Below are 12049 nucleotides of genomic sequence, written 5' to 3'. Positions count from 1 at the left end.
AAAAATGGTCTGTTGAGCGTCGGTTTTTGTGACCAATTGTACATTATTTGCACGGGTTTCCTCCCTTGTCCACTGTCCTTCCTTGTCCCCCAAGTCTTGCCCTCACGACAATGTAAAATACCTACCCCTGTGAGCTGCACCCTGCACCCCTGGCTATTTACTGTCACCTGTCACCTGTCACCTGTCACCTCAACTTCCTTCTACGGCGGCGACGATACCGAAGATAATAAATAAAATGCCTCCCAGGAGGGTTATTTGTTTTTCGGAAATTTTACCTGCAATTAATTTACCACCAATGACGGCGATCGCTGCACAAATTGCGTGTCCTAATATTGCTCCTGCTGTGACACCTATGGCGTTGTTACTCGCTGCTAAGGCTATGGTGGCTATTTGTGTGCGATCGCCCCATTCTGCTATAAATGTTAATATAAAAGATTTCAGTAAAATTGACCAGGGAGTTTTCTGCTTACTATCTAAATCTGCCTTTTCTACTGCTTCTTTGGCTTCTTCTATGACTTCTTCTTCAGCTTTAGCGGTCATTTTACTAGCATCGTAGAGCAGTTTTAGCCCAAAGGCTATAAATAACACTATTTTGGCATAATGAACATAGATTTCTGAACCCTGTGTTAAAGCTGACAGTATTTGCCCAAATATTACAGATAATACTGTCATTGCTGCTAAGGCTGCTGTCACCCCTGCAAACACTATTTTTCTGGAGTGTTGCATAGAAAGAATGACAGCGATAAAAAAGGTTTTATCACCTAGTTCGGATATGGTAATTAATAATAAACCTGCGGTGAAGGCTGTTAACACTTTCTTGCTCCTGTAGGATTTTTTACCTGTGTGGAGCTTCTAATGAGAGTTTTTATGACCTCACTGAAGCTCACACACTGTTTTTGTGTGAACTCAGTGAAGGTCTCGCTTTCAAATACTTTGTTATTTGCCGTCTGAACCAGGCTCATCGCCAGTATGTTGATTCAGATGCACTGGCTTTTTGCCAGCAGCTACTCCCCTTCGATTTGATGTGTATTATACGTTGGTTGTGGTTGGGTGTCAAGGGTTTTGAAGGAATGAACCGCAGAGGTGCAGAGGGAGGAGGGTTTTCGGTTTTTTTTGGAGTTTTTGGAGATTTAACCACGAAGACACGAAGAGCGCGAAGGGAAGAGAGTTTAAGAGAAATTTTTCGTGAGTTGTGATTTACTCTTGACAGGTTACTCTCATTTTGAGAGAATTAAATAATCAAAAGAAACAAAGGTAAGTTTTATGTCAATAAATAACCCAAAAACCAAACCTAAAATATATGCACTTAATTTCAATTCGCACCCTCCGCAATGATGCAGCGAAATACCCCGATATCAAAAAACAAATTGAAGATTGGAATACAACTGTTAAGAAATCCGAATGGCAAAATTTAGAGGATGTGCGTAAAGTTTACCGTGATGCTGAAGCGGTTGGTAATTTTACTGTTTTCAATATCAAAGGTAATAATTACCGTCTTATTGTAGCAATGGATTATGAAGATCAAACAGTGTACTAAAAATACTTACTAACTCACGTCGAATACAGTAAAAATAAATGGAAAAATGACCCTTACTTTTGACGATAAAACCTATAGTCAATTACTAGCTGAAGTCGCTCCTCAAGTAATTGAAACAGAGGAAGAGTATGAACGTCTTTTAAAAGTTGCTGAATTTCTAACTTTTAAAAAAAATCTAACTCCAGAGGAGCGAAAATTAGATAAATTGCTTGTGAAACTAATTGAAGATTATGAGGAAGAAAATTATCCAATGGATAAGTCTACTCCTCATGAAATATTACAACATATCATGGAATCTAGTGGCCTTCGTCAAGCTGACTTAGTTCGTATTCTTGGTTCTAGTAGTGGTGTGGTTTCTGAAATGGTTAATGGTAAACGTTCCATTAGTAAAGCACAAGCTAAAGCTTTGGGAGAATATTTTAAGGTTTCTCCTAGTTTGTTTATTTGAACTTCGGTTGTTTAGGATTTTTGTCAGAATCAGGATGTCCAGGATTTAAGGATTTTCAGGATTTTTATTGAGAGATTTTTTAACTGATGTTAAAAAACTAACAGTTTTGATGGTTTTCATGATTGTGAATAATGAATTTACAAAAATACCAAGATTTGCCAAATATAATAGTATAATCATCAACTACCGAAAATTCTGGTATTTTGTAAATCCTGAATCTTCCGAAAAATCACATCCTGTAAATCCTAAAATCCTGGATATCCTGATTCAGACAATCACAATATCATATATCATGAAAATTCTGGTATTTTCTAAATTCTGAATCTTCCAAAAAATCATATCCTGTAAATCCTTAAATCCTGGATATCCTGATTCAGACAATCACAATATCATATATCATGAAAATTCTGGTATTTTGTAAATCCTGAATCTTCCGAAAAATCATATCCTGTAAATCCTAAAATCCTGGATATCCTGATTCAGACAATCACAATATCATATATCATGAAAATTCTGGTATTTTGTCAATCCTGAATCTTCCGAAAAATCACATCCTGTAAATCCTAAAATCCTGGATATCCTGATTCAGACAATCACAATATCATATATCATATATCATGAAAATTCTGGTATTTTGTAAATCCTGAATCTTCCGAAAAATCACATCCTGTAAATCCTAAAATCCTGGATATCCTGATTCAGACAATCACAATATCATATATCATGAAAATCTGGTATTTTGTAAATCCTAAAATCCTGGATATCCTGATTCAGACAATCACAATATCATATATCATGAAAATTCTGGTATTTTGTAAATCCTGAATCTTCCAAAAAATCACATCCTGTAAATCCTAAAATCCTGGATATCCTGATTCAGACAATCACAATATCATATATCATGAAAATTCTGGTATTTTGTAAATTCTGAATCTTCCAAAAAATCATATCCTGTAAATCCTAAAATCCTGGATATCCTGATTCAGACAAACTCCTTTATTCTTCCCCAAACCTTGTCTAATAAATCTGAATCCGCAATATTAAAATATTCAAGATTCGGAGATTGTCTAAACCAAGTGCGTTGACGTTTGGCAAATTGTCGCGTATGCAAAGCTATTAAATCTGTAGCTTCCTCTAAATTAATTTCCCTTGCTAAATATTGTTTGATTTCTTGATATCCCAATGTATTCAATAATGGCAAATCAAAACCATATTTATGACATAAATATTCAACTTCAGCTACTAAACCATCTGCTATCATTTGTTCAGTACGTTTGCGAATCCTTACATCTAAAATTTCTGGTTCACAATCTAAATAAATTTGTAAAATCGGATAATTTGGGGGGTTTTCTCCTTGTTGTTCAGACATGGGACAACCCGTGACATAATATACTTCTAATGCTCTTAATGTCCGCACTAAATCATTAGCATGAATTTTTTGCACTGCTATAGGATCAACTTGCTTTAACATCTGGTAAAGTTGATGTTGACCTAATGATTCTAGTTGCGATCGCAATTCTGGTTGTGGTGAAACTCTGGGAATTTTCATTCCCTGCACAATAGCACGTATATATAAACCTGTCCCACCTACCAACAATAATGGGGAAACTCCCAAATTATCTATTAACTGTTGTGTTTGTTCCTGATAATCTGCTACTGTCATTGTTTCAGTCGGTTCACAGATATCAATCAAATAATGGGGCATTAATTTCTGTTCTTCCCGCGTTGGTTTAGCAGTACCAATGTCAAACTCGCGGTATACTTGACGGGAATCAGCACTCAGAATGACAGAACCTAATCTTTCTGCTAAACTTAACGCTAATCCAGATTTTCCCGTCGCTGTCGCACCACAAATCACAATTAATTTAGTCATTAGTTATTAATTATTTTTATTAGTTATTAGTCATTAGGCTATTCATCTTCCCCAGTCACCAGTCCCCAGTCCCCAATCATCAGCCTATTCCACCCCCTATATAAATTTGCTATTAAATTGCTCTAGAGACGGCATTAAGGCTTTTGTGTTATAATTTTGGGGTGATTTTACTTTTTTAGCCTTTTGGCGAATTAAACCCCTTTTTATCAGGAGAATTTTCATGACGAGCAGTTACAGTGCCGATCAGATTCAAGTTCTGGAAGGTCTGGAAGCCGTCCGTAAACGACCAGGGATGTACATCGGTACTACAGGTCCGCGAGGACTACATCATTTAGTTTACGAGGTAGTGGACAACTCTGTTGATGAAGCTTTGGCTGGTCACTGTACCCATGTTGAAGTGGATATCAATGCTGATGGTTCTGTTACAGTTACAGATGATGGTCGGGGTATTCCTACGGATATTCACCCGAAAACCGGCAAGTCAGCTTTGGAAACGGTGTTAACTGTTCTCCATGCTGGTGGTAAGTTTGGTGGTGGCGGCTACAAAGTATCTGGTGGTTTACACGGTGTGGGTATTTCTGTTGTTAACGCCCTCTCTGAGTTTGTAGAAGTGACTGTTTGGCGTGATCAAAAGGTACACAACCAACGCTATGAAAGGGGTATACCTGTTACTGATCTGCAAGAAAAACCACATAAAGAACCCAGAACTGGTACTTCTGTTACTTTTAAACCAGATGAGCAAATTTTTACTACTGGTACTGAATTTGATTACATCACTTTAGCAGGTCGTCTGCGGGAGTTAGCCTATCTCAACGCAGGTGTAAAAATTACTTTTACGGATCATCGTTTAGAAGTTCTCAAAAGCGATACTCCCAAGGTAGAAACATATCAATATAATGGCGGTATAAAAGAATATGTCGCCTACATGAACCGGGAAAAACAACCTTTACACGAAGAAATTATTTATGTACAAGGGGAACGAAATAATGTACAGGTGGAAGTCGCTCTGCAATGGTGTACAGATGCCTATACTGATAATGTCTTAGGTTTTGCTAATAATATCCGTACTATTGATGGCGGTACTCATTTAGAAGGGTTAAAAACGGTTCTGACTAGAACTTTAAATGCGATCGCCCGCAAGCGGAATAAAATTAAAGAAAATGAATCTAATCTCAGTGGTGAACACGTCCGCGAAGGTTTAACTGCTGTTATTTCCGTCAAAGTCCCTGATCCTGAGTTTGAAGGACAAACTAAAACTAAACTTGGTAATACGGAAGTCCGGGGTATTGTTGATTCTTTCGTAGGAGAAGTCCTGACTGAATACCTAGAATTTCACCCTGGTGTCGCTGATTCTATTCTAGATAAGGCTATTCAAGCTTTTAAAGCCGCAGAAGCAGCACGTCACGCACGAGAGTTAGTTAGAAGAAAATCTGTACTGGAATCATCCCCTTTACCCGGTAAATTAGCAGATTGTAGCTCTCGTGACCCCGCTGAATCAGAGATATTCATCGTGGAAGGCGATTCAGCGGGCGGTTGTTGGCATTGCGACACAGTAATTTCACTTACGGATGGACGTAATATTACATTCAAAGAATTGATTGCAGAGCAGGAGGAGGGAAAAGAGCATTACTGTTACACAGTCAGGGATAGCGGCAATATTGGGGTAGAAAGAATCATCAATGTCCGCATGACTAAGGCTAATGCTGAAGTAGTTAAAGTCACATTAGACAATGGAGAAGTTTTAATCTGTACTCCTGACCATCGGTTTATGTTACGTGATGGTAATTACAAAGCAGCAGCTTTACTTACTCCTGAAGATTCCTTAATGCCTTTGTATCGCAAAATATACCAAAAGAATGAACGCGGTCAAGGTCTTAACGGGTATGAAATGGTTTGGAATCCTTTAAATGATAAATGGATTTACACTCACCTGTTAGCAGATTTTTATAATCTTGAGCATGGGGTTTATCCTTATTCTGATGGTAGTCATCGTCATCATGTTGATTTCAATAAACGCAATAATGACCCCACTAATATTAAACGGATGACTCCTGATGCACATTTAGAACTGCATCGTCAACATATCGAAAAAACTCTCCATCGTCCTGATGTGATTGAAAAGAGTCGTCAAATTCATCAAAGTCCTGAGTTTCGCGCTTTTATGAGCGAAAGAATGCGTGACGAGAAAACTCGTCAAATTCTTTCCGCACAAGCTAAGGCTCAATGGGAAGATGAAGCTTATAAGGAATTTATGACGGCTAAATGGCGGGAGTTTTATGAAACTAATGAAGACTACCGCAGGGAAAATAATGAGTTGTTAAATCAAGCACAACAAGAATATTGGGGGAATGAAGCTAACAGATTGGCACAATCTCAACGAGTGAAGGAATATTTTGCTAATAATCCTCAAGCGCGTCAAGTATTATCTGAGTTAGCTAAAAAACAATGGGAGGACGAAGAATTACGGGCTTGGCGCAGTCAGCAAACTAAGGAACAATGGACCTATGAGTTTCGGGAAAAATGCAAAAGGACTTTACACGAAACATATTTTGATAAGACTATTGGCGTTTTGAAACAATTAGAACTGCAAACTGGTGATATAGATGTAGACAGCTATGAAACCTATCGCAGATTTAAGAAAGATAAATCTTTGCTACGCTGGGATACGTTTTGTGAACGTTATTATCAAGGTCGGCCATCTGTAGCTAAAGAAGCAATAAGAAACTATAATCACCGTGTGGTGAGTGTGGAAAAACTAGAAGAACGCTATGATGTCTATGATCTGGAAGTTCCCAATACTCATAACTTTGCTTTAGGGGCGGGAATTTTTGTGCATAATAGCGCCAAACAAGGACGCGATCGCCGAACTCAAGCTATCCTGCCCCTACGTGGTAAAATTCTCAACATTGAAAAAACCGACGACGCAAAAATCTACAAAAACAACGAAGTTCAATCTTTAATTACAGCACTAGGTTTAGGCGTTAAGGGTGAAGAATTTGATGCCTCACAATTACGGTATCATCGTGTAGTAATTATGAGCGTCGCCGGTGATGAACCCACATTAGTCATGAACAATTCAGGTGAAACTGAATTTGTGCAAATTGGGCGGTTTATTGACGACTGTGCAGAAGGAAGACGCAATGTTAAAGAATACCAAGTTGTCTGTTTTGACCAAAAAACCCACGCTACCCGCTTCCGTCCCCTCAAAGCTGTCATTCGTCACGGTCATGAAGAACCGATGTACAGGTTAACTACCCGTTACAACCGTTCAGTGAAAGTCACATCCTCCCATAGCGTGTTTGTTTGGGAAAATGGGCAAGTAATTCTCAAAAAAGGTAACGAAGTTAAACCAGGGGATATCTTAGTAGCTAGTCGTCGTCTTCCCCGTCCTACCAATAGTCCCACCCGCATTGACTTACTAGCAACTTTCCACCAAGCAGAATTAACCAAATCACTTTATGTTCAAGGTGAGGATGTCCGTAAAGTTGCCAGTCAGCGAGTGTTAGCCAAAGTTGAACGCCCAGATTTATGGGATGAACCCAGAGTTGTGCTAGATTCAACAGCATGGCAACAACTGATCACCGCTCGTCAGCAAGCAAAAGTTAGCCAGAAAAAGGTTGCTACCGCTTGCGGAGTTAAACAACCAATTACTATTAGTCACTGGGAACGGGGAATTAATCGCCCAATTTTATCTCAATTCCTCAACTACCTGGAAGCTATTGGTTGGAATGACAGCATTGTTTATGAACAACTCCCTTCCAAAATAGACGCATTACTTAACCAAGACGACAGTAGTAAAAATGCTAAATGGCGGGAAGTTAGTGACTATAAACCCTTAGATGAGTTTACATCTTTAGAAATTGCCGCTTTAGGTGAAGATATACAGCTTGTTCCCCAAGCACACAGTCACAAAGCCTTTGGACGTTATCTACCTATTACTACTGAATTAATGTGGTTCTTAGGTTGGTATGTAGCTGAAGGAACTTTGAGTCAACATCAAGTAAGTTTGAATTTAGGGAAAAAAGACGAAAGATTCATTCCTGAACTCACAGCAGCCATCGAATCAGTATTTGGGGAAACACCCAGGGTATATCCTGACCCTGATAGTGATGGTCTTAAACTCTATTTCCACAGTGTAGCAGCAGCCAGATTAATTCAGGCTTATGGTTTAGCAAAACCAGCACATCAGAAGAAATTACCTGATTTGGTTTTCAGTCTTCCTGAAGATTTACAGATGGCTTTTGTGGAAGGTTATTTCTTGGGTGATGGAACTACAGCAGGTTTACATTTATCCTTTACCACCAACTCTGTAGAACTCAAAGAAGGATTACTTTATCTGTTGGGGCAAATGGGTATAATTGCTGCTAACAGTCAACATCAGCCAGCAACTAAATCTGATGCACCGATTCAAACTCGCCATCCTTATTACAGCATTAGAATTTGCGGCAAAGAGCAAATATCAAGATGTCGGCAAATTTGGCAGCGTCATGGTAATGCCCATAAACTAGAAGCATTGTTAGCTAGTCCTACTCGCAAAGCTCAAGATTTCGTCTATATCAGTGATGATTTAATGGGTTTACGGGTAATTTTAGCGGAGGAGATAGAGCCGGTTGGCGACTATGTTTATGATTTCTCCGTAGAAGATGATGAAAACTTCGTCTGTGGTACTGGTGGTTTATGCGCTCACAATACTGATGCTGACGTAGATGGTGCACACATCCGCACCTTGTTGTTAACATTCTTCTATCGTTATCAGCGATCGCTCATTGAACAAGGTTTCATTTACATTGCTTGTCCACCACTGTATAAAGTAGAAAGGGGTAAAAACTACCAATATTGTTATAGCGATCGCGAATTACAACAGCATATCGCCACTTTACCTGCCAATGCTAACTATACCATCCAGCGATTTAAAGGTTTGGGGGAAATGATGCCCGAACAACTGTGGACAACAACCATGAACCCAGAAACCCGGACTCTAAAACAAGTGGAAATAGAAGACGCAGCAGAAGCAGATCGGATATTTACCATTTTAATGGGCGATCGCGTTGCACCCAGACGGGAGTTTATTGAAACCTATGGTTCTAAACTAAACCTCATAGATCTAGATATCTAATTTGTGATCTTGAATCTAGTTATAGAACTCGCCCTACATCCAATGGATGTAGGGTAAGATTAATCACTAATAGCTGTGTTAAAATACTAGTATTTAACAGCAACTAAATCAAAATTTTGGAGATATTGTTTGCTTTCATAATGAAGCAAGTTTTGGAAAATAAATGTAGTATACTTATAAAATACTTATAAAACAAGTAAAAATACCCTGCTTGGCAAATAAAAATAGCAGTCATTTAAAATATTAAGGTGCTAATATATACCTTTTTCCAAGAAAACTACTAACAATATATTTGCCAATATTGTCATATACCGCTATGGTAAAAAATATAGATTTGCTGTTAGCGTATCGAAGACAGCGAAAGCTCCGAAGGTAGCATAGCGTCGCCACTTACTGATAGCTGAAAGCTGGCGATTTGTATTATGTATCCGATGCACTTTTTTCATAAGTAGGTAAATTGTTTAGCATATCCAATGACAAATTATTTCTCGACTGATTAAAATATCTTTGTATACAATAGGAACAGTTTGTCAAGCTGCATAAGGTTGAAATCTTCACATTGCGCTAATGTGTTAATAAGGCCGAAAAGAGATAACTTTAAATTCATCTGTCAATCGGCTGATTCTCCCAAAACCTTAACTCCTTAGTTCAGGTTATGAACATAGCATATACAAGGCTTGGTGTCTGGAAACAAGCACCACCACTGTTACGCTATTTCCCTATATACTCAGCGGTTAGCCTAGTTTTGCTATCTCAAATAAGTAATTTATGAAGGAATGGTAAACATGGGGGTGCATCAATAACTGCTAACTTGAGTGAACCTCCAATGTGCTGTTGTCAGGAAACTCAGAAAACTATTGTTTGACTTGGGGTTGAAAATATCCCCATAGCAAGTGCGCCTACCTTTTAATCTAATGAGAATGCCACTGCAAATTCAAAAAGTTTCCAACAAGATTTAATGGTGTGACTACCGTTTTTAATGTCTTTTTGATAAAAGTGGCTTCATCTTGGTAAATGAGTTCGTTATTAACACACAAAAAGATTACAATTTCTGTGAAACAGGCTACAATCAGAACAGTCTTAACAGGTAAATCTGCCCGCAGTCATATCCATTATGTCTGAAGTGGTTAATTTCTTGATTAAGGTGCATCTGGTTTTAGACCAGTGAATCAGAAGTTGTGTATAACGGCAACAGCGATTAGTTTTACTTTTTCAGAGCAACTCACATAAAAGTGATTTTTTGCCATTAAAGTAAACAAGTGCGCCTCCATTGAGAGGAAATGGGAAAGATCATAGGCAAATTAGCCAAAAGCCTATATTTCGGTGAAAAAAAGCTCGATCACAAGAGCAGTAACCACATTTTGAGTAATTGATTCTGCAAGGAGCATGAGGAACGCGGCATGAACCAGGCTAACAACGTACTCGATATTGATTATCGGCCTGACCTAGAAATAAATACGCCTGATATCGAAGAAGAACTCTTATTAATCGAGGATGAAGAGGACTTACTGCTAGTTGATGACGGCGATATTGATGATTTTTTAGAGCCTCAGACTGATGAGGACGACGCAAAGTCTGGAAAAGCCGCTAAATCGCGTCGTCGGACACAAAGCAAGAAAAAACACTTTACCGAAGACTCGATTCGCCTTTACCTGCAAGAAATCGGTCGGATTCGTTTGTTACGCGCAGACGAAGAAATTGAACTGGCGAGGAAAATCGCTGATTTACTGGAATTAGAAAGAGTACGGGATCATCTGTACGAACAGTTAGAACGAGAACCCGAATTTAAGGAATGGGCAGAAGCGGTACAACTGCCATTACCAACTTTCCGTTATCGTCTGCACGTAGGCCGTCGGGCGAAAGATAAAATGGTGCAATCGAACCTGCGGCTTGTGGTTTCCATTGCTAAAAAATATATGAATCGTGGCTTATCCTTCCAAGACTTAATTCAAGAAGGTAGCCTGGGTTTGATTCGGGCAGCAGAAAAATTTGACCATGAGAAAGGTTATAAGTTTTCTACCTACGCTACATGGTGGATTAGACAAGCAATTACAAGAGCGATCGCTGATCAATCTCGTACTATCCGTCTACCAGTTCACCTCTACGAAACTATATCACGGATCAAGAAAACTACCAAGCTATTATCTCAAGAAATGGGTCGCAAACCTACGGAAGAAGAAATTGCGACTCGCATGGAAATGACTATTGAGAAACTGCGGTTTATTGCTAAGTCAGCCCAGTTGCCAATTTCTTTAGAAACACCCATTGGTAAAGAAGAAGATTCCCGGTTAGGCGATTTTATTGAATCTGATGGCGAAACACCAGAAGATCAAGTTTCTAAGAACTTACTCCGTGAAGACCTAGAAAAAGTCCTCGATAGTCTCAGCCCCCGTGAAAGAGATGTGTTGAGATTACGCTACGGCTTAGATGATGGTCGCATGAAAACCTTGGAAGAAATCGGACAGATTTTCAACGTTACCCGCGAACGCATCCGCCAAATAGAGGCCAAAGCACTCCGTAAGTTACGTCACCCCAATCGTAACAGCGTCCTCAAGGAATATATTCGGTAAGGGGACAGGAGATTCAATTTTGGATTTTGGATTTTGGATTGTTTTTCTCAACTCCAATCTAAAATCTAAAATCTAAAATTCTTCTGACTCCTAAAAACTGAAAAACCTGGTGGTTGTAATTAACTACCAGGTTTTTTAGGTTACAAAAAATTTTGCACTTCAAAATTTACAGAATACCCCAGAAGTGCAGGAAGCCTTGGCCAGAGAATAACTCAATTAAAGTGGCTGCTAAAAAGCCAATCATTGCCAAGCGACCATTCCAAATTTCAGCTTGGGGAGTAAAGCCCCAACGCCAAGCATTGCGATCTTCAGGTACAGAAGTAATAGTTTTTGTTGCATTAGTCATGGTTCGCACTCCAAACTATATTTACTAAGCTTTATTGCCTTATGTAAACTAATATAACAATTTTTTTCAGAAATGCAATATTGATTTATGTTTGTGTAGAGATTTGTGAACATAATTTAACAAATCTTATAAATTGATTAGCCAACAGGTGACAAGAAT

General features: G+C 38.7%; 5 protein-coding genes and 4 pseudogenes. 6 read left to right on the top strand and 3 right to left on the bottom strand.

Annotated elements, in window-relative coordinates:
- Positions 1-189 precede the first annotated feature (189 nt).
- Positions 190-813 carry a TMEM165/GDT1 family protein gene (locus IQ237_RS06015; protein ID WP_194053292.1) on the bottom strand — a complete coding sequence of 208 codons (624 nt, stop codon included), beginning with the start codon at positions 811-813 and terminating at the stop codon, positions 190-192.
- Positions 814-1300: 487 nt separating this feature from the next.
- Between IQ237_RS06015 and IQ237_RS06005 the strand changes: the two are divergent.
- Positions 1301-1600, top strand: a pseudogene (locus tag IQ237_RS06005) (type II toxin-antitoxin system HigB family toxin).
- Positions 1584-1985 (top strand): type II toxin-antitoxin system HigA family antitoxin, encoded by a 402-nt coding sequence (locus IQ237_RS06000; protein WP_194053286.1) that lies wholly within the window; start codon positions 1584-1586, stop codon positions 1983-1985. Before IQ237_RS06005 ends, IQ237_RS06000 begins: the two are co-directional and overlap by 17 nt.
- 982 nt (positions 1986-2967) lie before the next feature.
- Here IQ237_RS06000 and miaA read toward each other — a convergent pair.
- Positions 2968-3858 (bottom strand): tRNA (adenosine(37)-N6)-dimethylallyltransferase MiaA, encoded by an 891-nt coding sequence (gene miaA, locus IQ237_RS05995; RefSeq protein ID WP_194053284.1) that lies wholly within the window; start codon positions 3856-3858, stop codon positions 2968-2970.
- 220 nt (positions 3859-4078) lie between these two features.
- On the opposite strand from miaA, the pseudogene IQ237_RS26875 reads away from it, so the two are divergent.
- The 4 genes and pseudogenes from IQ237_RS26875 to rpoD all read left to right on the top strand — a co-directional run.
- Positions 4079-6904: pseudogene (locus tag IQ237_RS26875) on the top strand (ATP-binding protein); the annotation flags it as partial.
- A pseudogene (locus IQ237_RS26870) lies at positions 6893-8542 on the top strand (LAGLIDADG family homing endonuclease); the annotation flags it as partial. The pseudogenes IQ237_RS26875 and IQ237_RS26870, both read left to right, overlap by 12 nt.
- A 6-nt stretch (positions 8543-8548) precedes the next feature.
- Positions 8549-8974 (top strand): annotated as a pseudogene (locus IQ237_RS26865) (intein-containing DNA gyrase subunit B); the annotation flags it as partial.
- A 1400-nt stretch (positions 8975-10374) separates the two neighbouring features.
- The gene (gene rpoD / locus IQ237_RS05985; RefSeq protein WP_096569065.1) at positions 10375-11544 is read left to right on the top strand and encodes an RNA polymerase sigma factor RpoD; all 1170 of its coding nucleotides are present in this window, start codon (positions 10375-10377) and stop codon (positions 11542-11544) included.
- A 166-nt stretch (positions 11545-11710) separates the two neighbouring features.
- On the opposite strand, the gene IQ237_RS05980 is transcribed toward rpoD, so the two are convergent.
- Entirely contained in the window at positions 11711-11890 is a 180-nt protein-coding gene (locus IQ237_RS05980) for a chlorophyll a/b-binding protein (RefSeq protein WP_096569061.1), read from the bottom strand.
- Positions 11891-12049 lie beyond the last annotated feature (159 nt).

The sequence above is a fragment of the Sphaerospermopsis sp. LEGE 08334 genome (genome assembly GCF_015207205.1).
In the GTDB taxonomy this organism is placed as follows: domain Bacteria; phylum Cyanobacteriota; class Cyanobacteriia; order Cyanobacteriales; family Nostocaceae; genus Sphaerospermopsis.
Note: the sequence above shows the minus strand (reverse complement) of the source record. Positions and strands in the feature narration are given on the sequence as shown.

Bases quoted from the DNA above. Each gene is read 5' to 3' on its own strand.
- IQ237_RS06000 (WP_194053286.1), top strand. From the start codon at position 1,584: ATGACCCTTACTTTTGACGATAAAACCTATAGTCAATTACTAGCTGAA.
- miaA (WP_194053284.1), bottom strand. From the start codon at position 3,858: ATGACTAAATTAATTGTGATTTGTGGTGCGACAGCGACGGGAAAATCT.
- rpoD (WP_096569065.1), top strand. From the start codon at position 10,375: ATGAACCAGGCTAACAACGTACTCGATATTGATTATCGGCCTGACCTA.
- IQ237_RS05980 (WP_096569061.1), bottom strand. From the start codon at position 11,890: ATGACTAATGCAACAAAAACTATTACTTCTGTACCTGAAGATCGCAAT.